20 protein-coding genes are annotated in these 19,684 nt (G+C 24.6%); 5 read left to right on the top strand and 15 right to left on the bottom strand.

The window, feature by feature from the left end:
* Nucleotides 1-20: 20 nt before the first annotated feature.
* Genes AACK91_RS09690 through AACK91_RS09670 form a run of 5 tightly spaced genes read right to left on the bottom strand, consistent with a single transcriptional unit; the run spans nucleotide 21 to nucleotide 6,696 of the window.
* Nucleotides 21-3,218 (bottom strand): hypothetical protein, encoded by a 3,198-nt coding sequence (locus AACK91_RS09690; protein WP_338966263.1) that lies wholly within the window; start codon nucleotides 3,216-3,218, stop codon nucleotides 21-23.
* Nucleotides 3,219-3,221: 3 nt separating this feature from the next.
* On the bottom strand, nucleotides 3,222-4,613 hold the full coding sequence (locus tag AACK91_RS09685; protein WP_338966260.1) for a hypothetical protein: 1,392 nt from the start codon (nucleotides 4,611-4,613) through the stop codon (nucleotides 3,222-3,224).
* On the bottom strand, nucleotides 4,606-4,884 hold the full coding sequence (locus tag AACK91_RS09680) for a hypothetical protein (RefSeq protein WP_338963373.1): 279 nt from the start codon (nucleotides 4,882-4,884) through the stop codon (nucleotides 4,606-4,608). The genes AACK91_RS09685 and AACK91_RS09680 overlap by 8 nt, the downstream gene beginning before the upstream one ends.
* Nucleotides 4,884-6,365, bottom strand: a complete 1,482-nt coding sequence (locus AACK91_RS09675; protein WP_338966257.1) for a PBSX family phage terminase large subunit — start codon at nucleotides 6,363-6,365, stop codon at nucleotides 4,884-4,886. Before AACK91_RS09675 ends, AACK91_RS09680 begins: the two co-directional genes overlap by 1 nt.
* Nucleotides 6,358-6,696, bottom strand: a complete 339-nt coding sequence (locus AACK91_RS09670; protein ID WP_338966254.1) for a hypothetical protein — start codon at nucleotides 6,694-6,696, stop codon at nucleotides 6,358-6,360. Before AACK91_RS09670 ends, AACK91_RS09675 begins: the two co-directional genes overlap by 8 nt.
* Nucleotides 6,697-6,978: 282 nt before the next feature.
* On the opposite strand from AACK91_RS09670, the gene AACK91_RS09665 reads away from it, so the two are divergent.
* Together AACK91_RS09665 and AACK91_RS09660 are read left to right on the top strand one after the other, a co-directional pair.
* A complete protein-coding gene (locus tag AACK91_RS09665; RefSeq protein WP_338966251.1) occupies nucleotides 6,979-8,304 on the top strand; it encodes an Mbov_0401 family ICE element transposase-like protein in 1,326 nt (441 codons plus the stop codon).
* A gap of 87 nt (nucleotides 8,305-8,391) precedes the next feature.
* A complete protein-coding gene (locus tag AACK91_RS09660; RefSeq protein WP_338963247.1) occupies nucleotides 8,392-9,354 on the top strand; it encodes an IS1/IS1595 family N-terminal zinc-binding domain-containing protein in 963 nt (320 codons plus the stop codon).
* Nucleotides 9,355-9,625: 271 nt separating this feature from the next.
* Here AACK91_RS09660 and AACK91_RS09655 read toward each other — a convergent pair whose 3' ends face one another.
* From AACK91_RS09655 to AACK91_RS09645, 3 genes are read right to left on the bottom strand one after another with little or no spacing between them, the layout of a single operon-like run.
* Nucleotides 9,626-9,940: a hypothetical protein gene (locus AACK91_RS09655; protein ID WP_338966247.1), complete on the bottom strand. Its 315-nt coding sequence runs from the start codon at nucleotides 9,938-9,940 to the stop codon at nucleotides 9,626-9,628.
* Nucleotides 9,940-11,193 (bottom strand): hypothetical protein, encoded by a 1,254-nt coding sequence (locus AACK91_RS09650; RefSeq protein ID WP_338966244.1) that lies wholly within the window; start codon nucleotides 11,191-11,193, stop codon nucleotides 9,940-9,942. The genes AACK91_RS09655 and AACK91_RS09650 overlap by 1 nt, the downstream gene beginning before the upstream one ends.
* 13 nt (nucleotides 11,194-11,206) lie before the next feature.
* Complete coding sequence (locus AACK91_RS09645; RefSeq protein ID WP_338966242.1) at nucleotides 11,207-11,476, bottom strand: hypothetical protein; 270 nt, start codon at nucleotides 11,474-11,476, stop codon at nucleotides 11,207-11,209.
* A 545-nt stretch (nucleotides 11,477-12,021) separates the two neighbouring features.
* On the opposite strand from AACK91_RS09645, the gene AACK91_RS09640 reads away from it, so the two are divergent.
* Nucleotides 12,022-12,984 (top strand): IS1/IS1595 family N-terminal zinc-binding domain-containing protein, encoded by a 963-nt coding sequence (locus AACK91_RS09640; protein WP_338966240.1) that lies wholly within the window; start codon nucleotides 12,022-12,024, stop codon nucleotides 12,982-12,984.
* Between the two features lie 24 nt (nucleotides 12,985-13,008).
* Here AACK91_RS09640 and AACK91_RS09635 read toward each other — a convergent pair whose 3' ends face one another.
* From AACK91_RS09635 to AACK91_RS09605, 7 genes are read right to left on the bottom strand one after another with little or no spacing between them, the layout of a single operon-like run.
* Nucleotides 13,009-13,797: a hypothetical protein gene (locus AACK91_RS09635; RefSeq protein WP_338966239.1), complete on the bottom strand. Its 789-nt coding sequence runs from the start codon at nucleotides 13,795-13,797 to the stop codon at nucleotides 13,009-13,011.
* 12 nt (nucleotides 13,798-13,809) lie between these two features.
* Nucleotides 13,810-15,405: a hypothetical protein gene (locus tag AACK91_RS09630; protein WP_338966237.1), complete on the bottom strand. Its 1,596-nt coding sequence runs from the start codon at nucleotides 15,403-15,405 to the stop codon at nucleotides 13,810-13,812.
* 34 nt (nucleotides 15,406-15,439) lie between these two features.
* Nucleotides 15,440-16,666, bottom strand: coding sequence for a hypothetical protein (locus AACK91_RS09625; RefSeq protein ID WP_338966235.1), 1,227 nt, complete (start codon nucleotides 16,664-16,666; stop codon nucleotides 15,440-15,442).
* Nucleotides 16,667-16,683: 17 nt separating this feature from the next.
* Complete coding sequence (locus tag AACK91_RS09620) at nucleotides 16,684-17,142, bottom strand: hypothetical protein (protein WP_338966233.1); 459 nt, start codon at nucleotides 17,140-17,142, stop codon at nucleotides 16,684-16,686.
* A gap of 9 nt (nucleotides 17,143-17,151) precedes the next feature.
* A complete protein-coding gene (locus AACK91_RS09615; protein WP_338966232.1) occupies nucleotides 17,152-17,550 on the bottom strand; it encodes a hypothetical protein in 399 nt (132 codons plus the stop codon).
* Nucleotides 17,531-18,022, bottom strand: a complete 492-nt coding sequence (locus AACK91_RS09610; protein WP_338966231.1) for a hypothetical protein — start codon at nucleotides 18,020-18,022, stop codon at nucleotides 17,531-17,533. The genes AACK91_RS09615 and AACK91_RS09610 overlap by 20 nt, the downstream gene beginning before the upstream one ends.
* Entirely contained in the window at nucleotides 17,977-18,261 is a 285-nt protein-coding gene (locus AACK91_RS09605) for a hypothetical protein (RefSeq protein ID WP_338966229.1), read from the bottom strand. Before AACK91_RS09605 ends, AACK91_RS09610 begins: the two co-directional genes overlap by 46 nt.
* A gap of 778 nt (nucleotides 18,262-19,039) precedes the next feature.
* Between AACK91_RS09605 and AACK91_RS09600 the strand changes: the two genes are divergently transcribed.
* Nucleotides 19,040-19,342, top strand: a complete 303-nt coding sequence (locus AACK91_RS09600; protein WP_338966226.1) for a hypothetical protein — start codon at nucleotides 19,040-19,042, stop codon at nucleotides 19,340-19,342.
* Nucleotides 19,342-19,617 (top strand): hypothetical protein, encoded by a 276-nt coding sequence (locus AACK91_RS09595; protein WP_338966223.1) that lies wholly within the window; start codon nucleotides 19,342-19,344, stop codon nucleotides 19,615-19,617. The genes AACK91_RS09600 and AACK91_RS09595 overlap by 1 nt, the downstream gene beginning before the upstream one ends.
* Nucleotides 19,618-19,684 lie beyond the last annotated feature (67 nt).

Below are 19,684 nucleotides of genomic sequence, written 5' to 3'. Positions count from 1 at the left end.
ATTTTACATCTCTTTTTCTTTTATCTTGGTTTAATTGTAATTTTAATAGGATTATCACTATTATTTACTATATTTAATACACCCAAAGCATTTAAGTCTATTGTTATATCTTTATCATTACCACAATAATCAAATCCAGTATTCAATAATAACTGAGCAAATAATACTTTTGAAAATCTAATTTTTAATTTCATATCATTTGTATAATATATTTGTAAATATGTTTCTTTAATTTTATCTTTATCAGTATCAGATAATTTTGTTATTCTAAGTATAAACATAATATTTCAATTATTTTGTTCAGTTAAATATAAATTTGGATAATATCCACTTGGTAAACCATTAGTATATGCAGTAGAGAATGTTTGAATTTGATTAGTTATATTATCAGTGTACAAAGTTATTGTATTATCAAAATTAACATTATCTTTTTGTTCTAATCCTGTTTTTTGTAAAGTTATATTAGATAATAAGCCACCATTTAAATTACAACCATTAGAACCACCTAAAAGATTAACATTTCTGTCTTTAATAAATCTTTCTATATCAGGTTTCAAACATCTAACTTGTAAATTATTAAGATTACTTATTTCAATAGTTTTATATGAACTAATAAATTTATCTATACTTTGAATTGTTGGGTCAATTTGTCTTAAATCAATTTCAGTTTCATAATAACCATAACTAAAATCATTAGGAAATAAAGTTGGTGAATATTCAATTTTGTTATTTTTACATTGTGCTGGTGCGGTAATTTTGGTTTTTAATGTTTGCCCTGTTTTACCATCTCAGATATCTTTTGTATAAGGTTTATAGTTATAAGGTACTGGTGGGAGAACATATTGTGGGTAATTAAATGTTGGTATTTCATAATCGTGTGGTAATAAGAAACTAGTTTTATAATTAGTTGTCATATCGCGTAAATAATTGTTTAATACGCTTTTTGTTTTACCTCTAAAACTTCATACTGATAATCTTAAATAATCTTCTTCATTATTAGTATATGGATTATCAGCATAAAAGATAATTTCAAAATTACCTTTATATAATGCTTGAATTGAAAACATATCAATTATATAACTACAATTTGTCCCATCTGGTGTTTGTAAGAATTCTAAATCATTATCTTTTTCACTATCACTAACTGGTGTTTGAGCATCAACTGCTTTGGTTTGTTCATTAATTAAATAAACTCGATTAGTTTTAGGATTTAATTGTTTTAGATTATAAGTTGAATAAATTAATTCTTCTGTTGGTTTACCATCGTTAGTTAAAACAGTACCTTTACATTTATCAGTTAATAAAGTTGTAAACCCTAAACTAGTAGCATTTGCTCCAAAGATAGCACCAACTTTATCATTACCTTGTTCTCTAAATATTTCAAATGGTAAATATCCATTACCTTGTGCACTATCACCTCAAAATGCATCATTATAAAAACTATAAATATTAGCACTCATAAAACCATTAAGAAATTGAAAATTAGGTCAAGTTTTTTCATCTTGATTAATTACTCACCCTCATGGAATACCAAACGAAATAAAGTTTAAGAATTTACCAACTCCGCCCGGTATCGTAAAAGGATTAAAAACTAATTTTTGTGTATAGTTTAAAGGCAATACGGTTGTTTGGCGATTAATAAAATTATTCATATTTAAAATATCTCAAACATTAGATGTACCCATTTTATTATATTCAAATTGAACTTGACCAACTGTATTACCAAATTCATCTTTTCTTCTAAAATATGATGAGGCTTGAGTACTAATTATATTATCAACATTACCACTATTTACTTTTACTTTATTTGGTGGTGTTATATTTCAGTTTTTAGACCAATAAAACTTAGAATTATCATCTTCTGTATGAATATTTCTACCAACACTAGAATTAGTTGCTGATGTAGTAGTTGGGTCAGTTATAACAATACCCTCACTATTTTTTTGATTTCAAAAATCATATCTTGCTTCCATACTATCTTTTCAATCTTTAAATCCTGTTATCATTGTTGGTTGTATACCTTGAATGTTATATCAACTTACATCTGGTGATGCATAAGTATTTATTTTATCAGGAGCAGCAGGATACATATTATACATTAGCAAGTCCCTTGAATTCATTACTTTTTTATTAAATTCACCTTTAATAATTGGTCGGCCAATAACTGGCATATCAAAAAAGATAGGATTACCATAAAATTTAACTGCCATTGCTCTAACACCTGGGTCTTTTAATAAAACTTCATCTAATTCAACAATACCTTTATTTAGTTTTTCATCATAAGTTATTTTAGGAAAACAATAACCTTCACCTGGTGCTGATGTTTGAATAAATTGTCGTACTGCCAAACCACTATTACTAATTTTGTCATTAATACTTGAAAAGGTAATTTCTTGTCATAAAAAACTACCATCATAAGGTGAATAATAATTAATAACATTTGATGGATATAATCATTGTCTATCTTGGGGTGCAGAATTAATATCACCACCACCAATATTTAAACCACGATCATTAAATACAGTATAAAAATTATAATAATCATTAATATTTAATTTCTCAGCATCTTCATCTAAAATTAATAAAGTATATTGTCGTTCTGTTGATTGTTGAGTAAATACTTGTTCAAATTTAGCATCGCCAAATTGAATTGAACTTCTATCATCAATCATATAAGAATCTCAATATTTACCAACTTTAACTTCTTTTGTATAAAAGTTATCTGCTTTATTATCATTATTCATAAAATAACTTAATTTATATTGCTTTAAGTATTCTAGCATTCTATTAATATCATAAATGTTTTCACCATCAATTAATTTTCAATAAACATTATTATTTTCATCTTTTAATTTTATCGCAAAAGGTGTTTCATTATTTGCTCATATAGTTGAATTAATTGGTTGTTTATTAAAATCATCAATCGTTAATATATTAATTTCTTCACCTTTATATTTTTGCACTATTTTTAAACTATCTTGTCATTGTGCAATAGTACTTTCCATATTATCAAATATGCGTGAATAACTACCATAATCACTTGGTTTAGCATTATTAGGTTTTCAACCTGTTTCAGTATCAGGAATATATGAACTATAAACATTAAAAGGAAATACCATTCAATGGCGATTGTCTTTTATGTTTTCTCTAATATCTATTAAAGTATCATGGGCTTGTCTTCGTAATTCTTCGATAACCCCTGGGTTAATTCTACTCATTTTTTAATTCTCCTTAATTTCTGTTCTACCTTGTAAGGCATTTTGATTATTACCAGTTTCATCATATTCCATTAATTTATTATTATGTTCTATTTCTTTGGCTTGCATTTTATCTTGTCATGCTTCTATTTTTTCTAAATATTTTGCTGCTTCTAATTCATCAATATTTTCATATTCAGTAATTGCTCTTATTGGTTCCATTGTGCCATTATCTAATCTAGCAGTAATTAATTCATTTTGTCGCATTTGATCTACTAAACTAGCACTAACAAAATCAAAACCATAAGGTCTTTCACCAGTACCATCTCATAAACCGTAATATTTTAAAACGGTATCAAACACTTTTGTATAATATTGCTTACGATATGCTTGTAAATATGCTTGTTTTTCTAAATCTTTGGTTTTAGTTAATAAAGATTGTGTTTTATTTTGGTCATTATCTGATTTATCACCAAAAGGACTAGAAAAATGACATGCTAAATATACTTGTTCAATAATTGCTTTTTGGTCTTCCGTATATGTTTCTAAGGTTGGTGTTCCTTGTACTACTTGTAAAGATTGAGATAATTGACCATCTACGGCTGATTGACCTGATTGAATAAAAATATCATCAAAAGCATCTTGTAATACTTTTTTATTACCTTTGTTATAAGCAGTCATTAAATCATCATCTAATATTCCATATCAATGAGTACGATTTGCTCATCTTTCTTTTGATTTAATATTAAAACTATCTTCTAAATCAAATTGTAATTTATAACAATTTGCCATTGTAGGTAATGGGTTTAATGTAGTTGATGTTGATAAAAATAACGGATTAGGTTCATTAATCATTTCTCAAAAAGGAACTACGCCTAATTTATTTTTAAATTCTTGTACTAAAACAGGTTTAACATCATCTTTAATTTGTGTTTTACTTTGTCCAACAACTACTTCATTATTTTTAGGTCAACCTTTAATAACTATTTTATCTTTGGTACAAATTAAATTTAAAATAAAACCACTATCTGATTGATGATAATTTAATCAAATATCAGCACCTTGTTCAATTTCGTTTATTTTACTTACACGAGATGTAAAGTTAAAAGGATTAATTCATAAATCAATATTGCCATCTGATGTTTCTAATAAACCAAAAATAGTTTTGCCCATTAAACTTGCTGTTAATTCATTTTTATCTAATTTTTCTTTTATTTTATAAGTTTCATATCATCAATTTAATTTTTCTAAAATGTCTTTACGATGAGACTTAAATAAAATATCTTTACCATTAACTAATCGCATTTGATGACGAGCAATAATATTGGCTAAATTAATAGTTCAATCATAATTATAAAATTTTAAAACACTATTAATATCATTTAAGTTTGGTAAACTAGGAAAAGTATTATTCATTGTTATTTTGCTCCTTTAATTTTAAAATAAGTGCATAATTAATAATATTTACTGTTAATAAACTAGGTTCATTTGCTAAAACTTGTACACATACTTTAACTTTTTGATATTTCTTAATATATTCGTTATATAAATTTAATTTACATATTGCGATATTATCTTTTTTTAATTCTTGACAAAGTCTTTTTTTAACTTGTCCACAAACAGACATATATGGTCTTTTTGCATTAATTACTCTTTCATCGTGTATTACATAAATATCTTTTTTCATTAAGTTATTCACTCCCTTTGTTGTCATAATTTATAATCTGCTGAACTATTATGTTTAACCATTGGTATTAATTCAAAGTGTAAAGCATAAAAATCACTATCAAATGTATCATCATATAAGTCTAACATTCGTTCTTCTCTTACATCAGGTTTATCTTCTCATTGAATTAATTCATATTGGGTTTTACTTACAGGACATTTTTCTCATAATCATTTTAATTGATTAGTATTTATTAACATGGTAAATGCTTCAATACGATGCTTTATTTTAAATTTCTGCTTTTGCGCTGGTTTAAAATGCATATATTGACCAAAAGAATAATTATATTTTTCTCTATTTAAACTTTCTAATGTTGCATAAGCACTGTCATCAACATTAATTGATATACCTTGTTGTATTAAATTAAAATATTGATTTAATTGATTGTTATAAAACTCTAAAATATCTTTAACTTGTTCTAATGTTCCTTTAAATTGTTGTGTAGCATTTGAATGTGTATATTCAGCAACTTTATATGCTTTTTTATTAAATGAATTATACAATCAAAAACTAGCAGCAGTAGTATGTCCCTTAGGACTAGTAGAGTTTGCTAAATCAACACCACCTAATAATTTAGTTGGTTGAATAATATCTGTTGCTTGCATAATATCAATATATCTTGCAAAGATTGAACCACTAGTATTACCAGGTAATCCTCAACTCCATACTCTTGCTCTTTCAGGATCTAATTTTTCTAATATAAGTTGCTTTCTTTTAACATCACTATCCAAATAACTATTAAGTCTTCAACTAGAATAATGAATAATAACTGTTTTAGTAAATTTCTCATTCTTTTCATAATAATTTATTTTAAATTTACCTATTTGGTCATAATTTAATCGCATTAATTCTTCATCAAATGGCATTATTTCATTACAATATCCAATAATATATCTTTTTAAACTTTCAGGATTTGATGAATTAATAATAAACTTTCTTTTTGCACCACGAACAGCATAATCTAACTCACTTATGTCTTCTCTTGTTAATTGGTCTGCTTCTTCTCTTCATTCAATCGCAAATTCATATTTTTCTAAATCAGCAAACGCTTTTAATTTTTCTCTTTTAGTAGTTGAATGTAATCCTTTACAAATAATATAAGTACCATTATCTAGAGTAAAAGAATGCTCAGATAAATTAACTTTATAATTAATATTCATAGCATTAAGAGTATTTTGTATATTTTCAAAAACACCTTTTCTAATATCTTTACCCATTTTTTGAACAGCAATAATAAATATTGGTTTATTTACTAATAAAGATATAGCACATGATTTACCAATCGGATTATCTTTAATCATCCATGTTTTAGCACTAAACCGTGATCCAATTTCATTATATTCATCAGCAGGATTATATATTTCTTTTCAAGGAGCATTAGGAACATTTTGCTGATAAAATCATCTTGGTATTTCATCTAAATGTAAAAAATGTTTAAGCATCTTTAATCACCTCATTTATTTTTGGTAATTCTTCTTTATCAAAAGTAATAACTATATTTGAATTATTTATATTTGTATCTTTAACATATTTCTCAACATATATCTTCTTACCCCCGCCATATTGGTCATTTAATAAAGCTAATTCCAATTCTATTTCTAATTGATTTATCGTATCCTTAATAAAATCAACGGTTTTTGTATCAACTTTATTTTTTCAATCATTAAATGGTAGTTTTAAATAATATAAATATGCTCTTTTATTGCTTAATTTGTCCGCTTTTTGCCGTAAAAACTCCTTAGTTTTACGCGAAATAGTCTTAAAAGTTACCATTTTTTACTCCTTTTTGCATATTAAAATTGCTATTATTTAATGAATATGATTAAATAAAAGAGTATATAAAAACTATGAAAGAACTCTCACAAGTTCTTTTTTATTATCTATATTTTACATCAAAATAAAAAAAAGTAAATTGCTTTACTTTTTTCAGTTAAATTAATTTGCTAATAATTAACACTTAAATTATAACACAATAAATAAAAAATAATATCTTTTTTTGCATTTTCATTATTTTTATGATATTGTCCTAAACTATAGAAAGAGGGTACAAAAATAATGAATATTGATAAAAACTTTTTTAATAATTTTATTAATTTGTTATATATACAAAGTATTGAAATTATTCAGCAAAATTTAGAAAATTCTGATGAATGAATTTTTAAAAATTATAAAACTGATGAAACTTTAAAAGAATTTAAAGATTATAAAGTAAAAGAAATAAAAGCAAGAACATTAAATATTTTAAATGGTAAGATAACTTTTAAAAGAAGAAAATATTATAAAATTAATCCAAAAACAGGTAAAGAAGAATATATTTTTCCTTTGGATAAACTTTTAGGAATTGAAAAATGACAAAGAATAGATAATTCTGTTAAAGAAAAAATATTATCATTTATTACTGAGAAAAAAAGATATAAAGATATTTTAGATACTATGGAACATGTAAAAATTAGTTTAATGACAATATCTAATATTATGAAAAATGCAAAAATTGATAAAGAATATTATATTAATAAAACTGATAAAAGAATTAAGGTACCACATACTTTATATATTCAAATTGATGGAACTTATTTAAAAATGTTAGATGCAACAAAACAAGGACGAAAAAAGATAAAAAAACACACAATAGTTTCTACTGTACATACTGGTTTTGATGAAGAAAAATATACTGTAAAAAGACCTGTAATTGCAAATAAATTAGGTATTTTTGAAATGGATAATATTCCAGATTATCTTAAAAAAGAAGCAAATTTAAAACCAGTTCTTATAAAATTATTTACTTTAATTGAAACTCATTACAACATGACACCCAATATTGAAATTATGATTTTAGGTGATGGTGCACCTTGAATTAAAAATACTAAAAATTTTATGCATCAATATTTTCCTAAAAATAAAATTCACTATACAATAGATAAATTTCATCTTACAAGTAGATTTAAAAAACTATATCCCTATCAAAATAAAAATAAGAAAAATAGAGAAACATATCATAAAGCCGTTGATTATTTTTTTAATGCTAAATATGAAGAATTATTACAATGCTTAGAAGATAGTAAATCTTTTATAAGCGATGCTAAATTAGATTTTTTAAATAAAACTATTACATTAATTAAAAATAATGAAGAAGGCGTTAGAAATCAAACATTATGAAATAATGTTGGTTGTCATATGGAAGGTGATATTTCTCATTATTGAAAAGGAACTATGATTAAAAAAGCAATTTATAGTGAAAAAACTATTAAAAATAAATTAAATGCTAGTATGATGGGATTAAAAAATAGAATTGATTTATTTAAAAATAATGAACAACTGCTAGAAGAAAATAGAATTAATTATTCAGTTAATAATTTACAAAGAAATTTATATTTTTATTAATTTTATCCTTTAATTTTGTCGAAAACTCTTGATATTTATAAAATATACCTAAAATTAGGTATATTTTTAATATATGGAGGTAAATAAATGATGAAAAAAATAATTACAGAATTAATAAATAGCTTAACAGATGATCAATTTTTAGAATTTTATGAAAAAATAAAACAACAAGCAGACTTAATTAAAAAACAAAAACGTTTAAATGAAATTGATCAAAAATTTAGAGATAAAGGCATTATATGTCCTAATTGCAAATCTTTTCATTGTGTTAAAAATGGTCATAATTCCGAAGGAAAACAAAAATATTTATGTAAAAAATGTCGTGCTAGTTTTGATGCATTTCGTCATCATTTTACTTATTGAAGTCATTTAAATTATGAACAGTGAAATTTATTAATTCAAATTTCATTGTTAGGACAATCTAGTAAAATAATTTCTCGTTTTATTAAAACAACCCCAAAAACCGCTTGATATAATCGACAAAAATTAATGCAATCAAAACAATTAGAAAATACACAGTTAAAATTTAAAAAATTAAATGGTCAAATCCAAATGGATGAAACATTTATTAAAGAAATTCATAAAGGCAATTTTAAAGATAAATTTGATAAACGAAAAACTCATCTCGATCCATTTTCAACTGATACCAAATGCTGTATTCAAATGGCAGTTGATAGCAATAATAATATTTTTGTTCAATCCACCAATACCAAAAGATTACAAAAACAATGGATTATTGAAAATATGAATAAGCAACTAATTAAAGAAAAATCAATAATTATTTCTGATATGCAACCACTATATTTATTAGTAGCAAAACAAACAAATTCTACTCTATATTCCACCAAAACTAGTACAAACCCTGATACTAGTTATCAAAAGTTAAATAAGATTAGTAAATTACAATCCAGTCTTAAAGAAGCCTTAATTCATTATCATGGTTTGGGTTTCACTAATATTCAAAATTATTTAAAGCTCTGAAAATGAAAATACCAACACAAAGGTTTAACACCAAACCAACAATCAACGGTATTATATTTTAACGTTTAAAAAATTTAAAGCAAAATCATAATCTTACACAAAATTAGTTTTCAAATTGTCATATTGATGATTTTTTTTATTTCATCAAGAGTTTTCGACAAAATTAAAGATTTTATCTAATAAATTAAATAACTTTAATAAACATGTATTTTTGTCGTGGAAAAATTTAAAAAAATAGAAAAAAGTGTTGACAATAAAATTAAAAGTAATACAATCTAAATAAGTAAGTGGTATATTATTCCACAATTTCTAAGATATTAATTTAAGACCCTTAAATAATTTATACGACCAATTTAAAATTAAAGTCACTAATTTCATAACCAGTTATTTTAATATATTCATCTTTGTCAATAAAACCTATTTTAACGCTATTTTGAGAATAGTTTAAGGTTGGTTTTTGTTTTGTCTTAACAAGATTATTAATTTTATAAATATATAAGGTTCTAGCGCGGTCTTCTGTAAATAATTGTTCTAAATCGGGATCGCTATATTGTGATTGATTAGCAAAATCTAACGGAATACTATCAATTGAATAATCAATTGGTTCATCATTTTCCGCTAATTGTGCTAACATTTTTTCTGATGGTTTTAACATTATTCTTGTTCTCCTTCTTCATTAGTTATATTGATAATAGTTTCGTTATTTTTTAGTTGTCTGTTTAAAGTAGCATTTACTGGTAATCGAACATTAACAATTAACTCATCAATATTTTTAATATTAAATGTTCTACTGTTTAAAATCACATTATCATATTTAATTAACTTAATAATAAATTCAGTTAATTTAATTTCTCTAATGTATATCATTTGTTCATAAGAGGCGTTTGTTTGAATATTTACACCAGCAACTTCCGCTTGGGTTTGTTGAGCCCCCTTAGCAATCGCGGGAACATGATGGCGATTTATTTTATAATAATTAGTTAATAATCAATCATATATTTTGGTTAATTGTTCACCTTTAAAATTACCAGCGATATAGTCTACTGGTTGAAAATTACTATCAGGGTCTCCTTCAACTAATAACAAGTCATTTTCAACAAATGAAGCCAACATTTTACTAATTTCTTGGTCAACCACACCAGTAACCCCATTAGTATTAATAGTAAATTTACCACTATTTAATAATGGGTCTAACATTATTTTTTCAGCAATAATGTCTAAAATACTAGCAAATTGTTTACCATAACGAGCAGAAGGTTCAAAATTAGCGTTATTAGGAATAATTTCAATTGGTATAAAATCAATTGGTAATATTTCTTCTCTTTGCAAAGCTGTATAATTATTTCATTTAGCATCATCAATATATAAGTCGGTAATAGTACTGTATAATCGTGTTTTTAACTTTCTAATAACTTTTACTTGTTTAGTTACATAATCAATTTCTAATTTTTCAGTAATAAAAACACTCTGGTCATTTTTAATATAAGGGTCATAATCAAAAGTACAAGATACTAAATTACCCAATTCATCATATTGGTCATTGTAAAAATTAATAGTAATAAAATTAAGTTTTGAATTATTGGCAAAAATAAAATAGGCACCTTTACCATATTTATTGATTTTATATTCGTTATATCAATTTTTATTAGTAAAGTCCTGCATTTTTAAAAAGTTATTAATTAATTTAGTATCTAATTGTTGATTAATAATTGGATTATAAATGCTAATTTCTAAATTTCGTGGATTTAAAAAATTAGCATTATCTTCACAAATTCTTTTTTCTAAAATCTCATTATGTTTTTGCACAGTAACATTTTTACGATTAGTAATCGTTGATGCTAAATTAAGATAATAACTATCAATATCATAGCTTTTCTTTAATTTCTTTTTGGCAGGTAACAACCCCATTTATAACACCTCTTTATTTTGTTTCTTCTTTTTTAATAACATCTTCAATGCTATCTTGTCTTTGTTGTTTGTTATGAGTTTTGATAAATCTAATAGTTTCAATAATTAAAATAACAACTCCAAAACCATTAAGCATTGCACCAATAATTACATATGCAGGTCAACCAATTCCTAATTTAGTTGGTCCTATAAAACAAATAATGATTCCTGCTATAAAAAACAATGATGAAACTCCAAAGATTTTCAAAAACATAATTAAATCTTTAATAGTTACTTTTGGCATAAAAACATCTCCTTTCTAATTTACCTTTTTTCTTTCAACATGTAATGACATTAATTTATTATTTTCAGAACTTATTGCGCCATTTTTATTAAGTTTTATACCATTAAGGCCAGCAAATAAAATAAATTCATAATGATTTTTATATGTTTCAAACATAATATTAATAGTATCTCCGTCATTTTCATAAGTACCAATTCATAATTTGTATTTATATTTTGTAGAATCATAATTTCTAATTTGATATTTTTTGTCAGAAAAAGATACAAAATCACTTATATCAACTAATTCTCAATCATTACCATTATTAATAGATATATCACCATTACCTAATAATGAATTACCATTAATAGTTTTAATATTTGTACCACTTATTAATTTATCTTGTTTATTTATTAAAAAATTATCAATGGCATTTACATCATAATAATTACTTAATAAATCTTTTGCTGTTTTAACAATATATTTCTTTAATTTTGTCGAAAACTCTTGATATTTATAAAATATACCTAAAATTAGGTATATTTTTAATATATGGAGGTAAATAAATGATGAAAAAAATAATTACAGAATTAATAAATAGCTTAACAGATGATCAATTTTTAGAATTTTATGAAAAAATAAAACAACAAGCAGACTTAATTAAAAAACAAAAACGTTTAAATGAAATTGATCAAAAATTTAGAGATAAAGGCATTATATGTCCTAATTGCAAATCTTTTCATTGTGTTAAAAATGGTCATAATTCCGAAGGAAAACAAAAATATTTATGTAAAAAATGTCGTGCTAGTTTTGATGAATTTCGTCATCATTTTACTTATTGAAGTCATTTAAATTATGAACAGTGAAATTTATTAATTCAAATTTCATTGTTAGGACAATCTAGTAAAATAATTTCTCGTTTTATTAAAACAACCCCAAAAACCGCTTGATATAATCGACAAAAATTAATGCAATCAAAACAATTAGAAAATACACAGTTAAAATTTAAAAAATTAAATGGTCAAATCCAAATGGATGAAACATTTATTAAAGAAATTCATAAAGGCAATTTTAAAGATAAATTTGATAAACGAAAAACTCATCTCGATCCATTTTCAACTGATACCAAATGCTGTATTCAAATGGCAGTTGATAGCAATAATAATATTTTTGTTCAATCCACCAATACCAAAAGATTACAAAAACAATGGATTATTGAAAATATGAATAAGCAACTAATTAAAGAAAAATCAATAATTATTTCTGATATGCAACCACTATATTTATTAGTAGCAAAACAAACAAATTCTACTCTATATTCCACCAAAACTAGTACAAACCCTGATACTAGTTATCAAAAGTTAAATAAGATTAGTAAATTACAATCCAGTCTTAAAGAAGCCTTAATTCATTATCATGGTTTGGGTTTCACTAATATTCAAAATTATTTAAAGCTCTGAAAATGAAAATACCAACACAAAGGTTTAACACCAAACCAACAATCAACGGTATTATATTTTAACGTTTAAAAAATTTAAAGCAAAATCATAATCTTACACAAAATTAGTTTTCAAATTGTCATATTGATGATTTTTTTTATTTCATCAAGAGTTTTCGACAAAATTAAAGATATATTTACCATTTTCTTTATCAATATAATCTTTATTTAAATCACTATCTTTAATAACATCAGTTGGGATATCGCCACCTTGTTTTGTTTTTCAAACATTATTTTCATAATAAATAGTATCATTATCAAATGGAACATTTATTTCATTATTGTTATTTTTTATAATACTTTTATTGTCAATCTTAGTTTTTTCTTTTTCTATTAAAGCATCAACTTCTAACTGCGTATAATATGCTTCTAAATCTATCATTGTTAAATCAATACCTTCTTCTTGAAAAGTTCGAAACATTTTCTTTAAAGTTGTTAGATTAGCCAGTGATTTTGCATAGGTAGGCAATAGACCTTGTCATGTTGCCATAGGGTCATTTTGTGAAGAATAATTAATATCACCAACACTCATATTTGCCGAAGTAAAAAACTCAATCGGAATACGGTTAAATGTTCAATGCTCAATAGTAATAAACACCATATTAATACAAATTTTCTTTAATAATGGGTCTTTAAATGTTTCAAATTTTAGTTTTGAAAATGGATAGTTTAAATATGAATTAATCATATTTTGGGCTCTTAAAGCAAATGTTTTAAATCATAATTCTACATCACCTTTAAAGAACTTATTATAACGAACTGGAACTTGTATAATTTTACCTGTCATTGGAATAAAATTATTATAATTTTCCAAAGTAACATTTTGTCATAATTCATTTAACATTTAATCATCTCCTTATCATTGTTTTCTTTTTGATTTAATCTTATTTAAGATAAACTTTTTACTACTTAATAGTGTTTTTGTTTTAATTGTTTTGTTTAAATCTTGTTTTGTTCTTAGTTGCTTGTATGTTTGAAATGCTACGCCACCGCCCAGTAAACTAGCAACAGCACTATCTTTTATCGTATTTAACAATTTATCTTTATTAAAGTTATTTTTAAATTGTTCTTGTAACTTTAATATCTTAGCAATTGTCCGATATATTTTAAAACTATCTTTTACTACTTGTTGATAAGCAACCGGTGCAAAAGAAACTAAATTAAACAAACTTGTTTTATTAAATCCCCAACCAATAAACCACTCACTGTTCATATAGAATTTAAACGGTTCAGGAGCTAAAACAAATTGTTTTGCTTTGATTAAAGTTGTCATAACGACAATAGGGGAATATTTAGGATTTTTATAATATATTGTTAAAGCAACTTCACCTGCAACTGATAAAGGAACAATTTTAACCGATAAAAAAACATCAGAACCATAAGCAAAAGGTAATAATTGGCCTTTTTTAATAGCCTTAGTTTCAAATTTAGATAATATTTTTTTAGTTTGCTCAGTAATTTTACTAATTACTTTTTGTTTAATAGTAATTATTTGTTTTTCAATTGGGGCTAATAATTTTTTAGTTACTTTTTGAATATAAAAATTTGGGTTTAAATGATTCAAAATTTTATTTAATTTAATTGGTGTTTGGTGCAAGATATTTAATAATTTATTATTGTATACTTTGCTACCACGCATTAAATTAGCATTTAATAGTAGGTTTTTACCAACACCTTTTTTATGAAGATTAGTCATAATGTTATATCACTCATTAGTATTAATTTTGCTTATTTTATCAATATTTAATCCATATTCAGACAATCATTTATTAGCATTTTTTTCATTTACGCGTGGTATTTTTTGAACTAATTTAGGACTTATTTTTTGAATATTTTTCTCAATTTTTAATAAATTATTAATTATTTCTAAATTAGAAACTTTAAAACCCTTATAAAAATCATTTCGGACTAATTTTCCAATTGTATATAATAAATTTTCATTATTAGCCTGTTTTGTAAAATCAAATATTAATTTATCAGATAAAATCTTTTTACCCGTAACTTGTTTTACAATATCTTCTAAGTTATTAGCAGTTATTACACCTAATTTTTCAAGTAATTTAGTTTCTTTTGCTAATTTTAAAATTTTAGTTGTGCGAGCAGCACGCGTTAATTTACCAATTCCACCAATTGCTGGTAACAAATTTAAGGCAGTACTTTTTACTGTCACTTCTGATGTTAATTTATCGTATATTTGATTTACGGCAAAATCGGTTGCTGTTTCTACTCCAAACGAGATAAATGCTGCGGCAAAATTAGATAATCCCGCACCAAGCCCAATAGCAGATGCAACACCACCAGTCAAAACTGATAAACCAAGGGCTAAAACTTGAATTCCTAAAAATTCCAATAACTGTAACCCAAAACTTTTTTCTTTTTGTTGAATTGACAATCTAGTTGGATTTTTTTTAACAGCATAAATAAGAGCTGTTTTCCCTGTTCCAATTGGCATTTTTAAAACGAAAAAGTACTATTTTTTAGTACTATTAATAATTTTTAATTTTAACATCAATCGAATTTGTTTGACCAATAGCGTTGTTTTTACCTTCAATTTGAACTTCAACAATTTTATCATTTGTAATATTAATTGGTCAATCCTCACCTTTACTTTCAACAAAGTAATCAAAATCACTTTCAGTTAAAGAACTATCTACAGCTTTAACTGCTTTTAAAACAACATTTTTAAATTGTGGTTTTAATTGTTCAGCTGTTGCTTGTGTTGGTTCTGCAACATGAATAGTTGGTACATCTAATTTATTAATTTTACTAATATCAATTTTTGAAACAATATGTTTAATAATTCCCTTAGGTTCAACTACTGCTCCACCTAAATATAAAACTCTTTCCATAATCAAAGTATTACCCATTCCAGTACCTAACGCAGCAGCACCCACCCTTAATGGAGTATGGTCTTTTTTGCGTAAAATAAGAGGGTCATATTTTTTGCTAAATTTAAAGGCAATTGCATTAACACCTTCTGGTAATAAACTAATTGTTCCTTCTGAACCATCTTTATTAATAATTGGTAATTTTTTTGGAACCATATAATATGTTGTTCCTTCAACAGTTTTCATTGCTCCACTTGTTTCAATTACGCTATTTATTTGGTCGTTTGCTCCAAGTTGTAACTGTAATTTATTACGAATTCCACGAATAAAATCAGCCGAACCCAATACAACTGTTTCTGATGGGGTAAAGCCGTTTTCATATATTTTATCCATTATTTCATCGTGGATTTGTAAAGCATTTGTATCATCTGCTTTTTGTCCTTGAATAGTTGTAACTATTCCTTTATTAATAATTTCTAAAATTTTATTGCGTTTATAAGCAACTTCAGTATCCATTGCTTGCTCAATATCAGCAGCCCAAAGATTAGGATTAAAATCACTTTCTACAGGGTCTAATTTACGGGCAAAAGTTAAAATTGTATCTAATTCAACTGTTCCATCTTCAAACTTTACTTCAGTGTAGTTTAAAAGACTATCATCAGTATTAAATACTTTTCCATCTTTTCCTAGACCTTCATTATATTTAATATTTTTCTTTCTTTTATATGTTAAACCAAATTTATTTGCTTCTTTTCACGCAAATAAAGCTTCTCAACTAAATTTTTGTTGATAAGTTTGCAAATATCATTGTTCAAATGTTTCTCGGTCTTGTTTTGTTGCTTGATTAGCAATATCTCCGAAAATTCTTTGTGGGTTTTGGGCCATAATTTACTTCCTTCTTTCTATTTATTAAATACATTATCTGTATCTAAAATATTGTTTTCTTTGTTTTCTACTTTTGGTACACCGCCGGTATTAACTGTTTGTACCTTAATTAATTCATCATAAACACTTTGTAAGTGTGTTTTAATGATTTCAATATCATCAGTAATATCATAAGACTTTAATAAAACATTCTTAAATTCTTCGTTATCAGTTAAAGAATTATTAAAATTATTAATTTCAATTTGTTTTAATTGAAGTGTTTGTTGTTCAACTTGTGAAGTTAATTCAGTATTTTTTGCTTGTAGTTCGTTGATTTGTTGATTACTATTTTCTAAATTACTTGCATTAAATTCTTCAACTTCAGCAGTATTTTCTAAAATAATTTCAGCAGTTTTAATATCTAAACTACCATCTTCACTTTTAATAGGTTCATTGTTTTCAGCAACAAGAACATATTTTACATTTTTTAATGCCATTTTTTCCTCCTATTTTTTAATATTTGTATTTATTCTTTTTCTAATAGCCTTTTTTATAATTTCAAAACTATCTACTCGAAAAGATAAAAAATATCGTTTAGTTTTTATATTTAACTGATTAAATACTGAGCCTTTAATTTTTATCTCATCATCTTTTTTTAATTTCAAAAAATCAGTTAAAATAGATTGGTTATATATTGATAATGTTGAGTAATTTAATCCGTCTCATTGACATTTAGCCGAACAAGCATCAACTTCAACACCACCAGCAACCAGTGCTTTAATTTTAGTTTTAATCGGGTTTTCATGTAGTCTAACAGTTAATTCTAACTTATTAATTTTTTTATTTTTTATTTTAGGTTTATTAGTTATTGATTTTTTAGTTAAATTACTTTTTGTTTGTATCATTTTTATCAACTCCTTTTGTTAAAAAATATTGTAAATGTTTCCAAGCATCATGTTCATGTTCTGTCATTTTAATATTTCCTTTATAAAGATATTTTTTCTTAACAATTGGAGATTGTAAAATATAATTTAAATTAAAGTGATATTTACATAAAACTTTTAAACAACCAATGAATTTAGGAGTAGATAATGGATTTGTTATTTTTAAACCTTTATGAAGTTGATAATCTTCAATTATTACAATAACTTTATTTAAATAAGAACAAATTTTATTTTTAAAATCATTTAATATTAGATATATGTTATTTATTGCTTCTTCTTCATAGTTAGAATTAAAAGTAATATTATTAATTATTTTCTTTTGCAAAACATTATAAATAATAATACCAGTTTGTCCAATTCCAGCAGGGTCAATTGCAATAATATATTTTAATTTATTTCTTTGATTTTTTGGTCAATTTGTAATATTTTTCATCCATCGGAAGCTAAATCCAAAATATCGTTAATTTTGTAATGTTGCATATAAGAAGCAATAACATCTCATTTATTTTCAAATAAGTTTAAATACATTTTTGTTCATTCTAAACATTGTAAATCATAATGATTTTTGTGATGCGAAATACGACAATTAACAGGTTGACAATTAACTCAATCAAACGAAGTTGTTATTTCACTTCAAGTTTTATTAATATATTTACTTTTATATTCTTGCATAATATTTTATTCCTTTCTTCTTATTTTGTTAAATAAACATAAAATACCTTTGTTGGTTAATATTTTGATATTTAGTAAGTATATTTATATTTTGATTTAATTATCTTAATTCGCCACCACTCACCCCCAAAGTGAGGTGGATGGCGATACTAAACTTTATATTTAGACAGAGTTTATCCCCCAACGGAAGTAAAACAAATTTACCCAGTTATTAATTACGCTTCATCCATCCCTAGACAACTTTATATAAAGAAAATAACCTTTTGGAGTTCCAACCCTCTTGTTTTTTTTAGTGTCCGATATTGTTTTTTTCGGTTTAACAGCACTCTTTTTATGAAAACAAGCAAAAAACACGCGCTCTGACATTTCGCAAGTGATTAATCTTGCCGAGAATTAAAGAAATAAATAGGAATAAATCCAATCGCTTTCACAATTTCTTTAAGGATTCGTGCCATAGATGAGTTATCCATCTTTAAGCATCAAAATATTAAGTTTTAGTATTGCATTATTCATCAGATAGTACCTTTATTAAAAATGATATTATTAGTTGTTAAACCGAAAAAATATAATAAATCACAGAAAGGAAATTGTAAAAATTAACTAATTTGTAGGGAAAAAATAGGTTAATTTTTAATTTTAAAGATACTATCTGATGAATAATGCAAATAAAAAAATCGCTCTAATAAGCGATTACTTTAATTTGTATTTAATTACTTTATTTATAATTTTTATAAAACCTCAACTTTTTTCCGACTACCATTATACTTTTGGTCAATACATGAATTTTAAACCAGCACAAAAGCAGAAGTTTAAAATAAAACATCGTATTGAGGCATTTACAATGTTAATAAATACTAATCAATTAAAATGATTATGAGAAAAATGTCCTGTAAGTAAAACCCAATATGAATTAATTCAATGAGAAGATAAGCCCGATGCAAGAGAAGAACGAATGTTAGATTTATATGATGACACATTTGATAGTGATTTTTATGCTTTACACTTTGAATTAGTACCAATGGTTAAACATAATAGTTCAGCAGATTATAAATTATGACAACAAAGGGAGTGAATAACTTAATGAAAAAAGATATTTATGTAATACATGATGAACGTGTAATAAATGCAAAAAGACCATATATGTCTGTTTGTGGACAAGTTAAAAAAAGACTTTGTCAAGAATTAAATAAAGATAATATCGCAATATGTAATTTAAATTTATATAACGAATATATTAATAAATATCAAAAAGTTAAAGTATGTGTACAAGTTTTAGCAAATGAACCAAATTTATTAACAGTAAATATTATTAATTATGCACTTATTTTAAAATTAAAGGAGCAAAATAACAATTAATAATACTTTCCATAGTTTACCAAACTTAAATGATATTAATAGTGTTTTAAAATTTTATAATTATGAT

Origin of the sequence: Spiroplasma endosymbiont of Sarcophaga carnaria, from assembly GCF_964019595.1 — a bacterium.
GTDB classification, from domain to species: domain Bacteria; phylum Bacillota_I; class Bacilli_A; order Mycoplasmatales; family Mycoplasmataceae; genus Spiroplasma; species Spiroplasma poulsonii.
The sequence above is the reverse complement of the archived record's forward strand: the minus strand, read 5'-3'. Positions and strand labels throughout refer to the sequence as shown.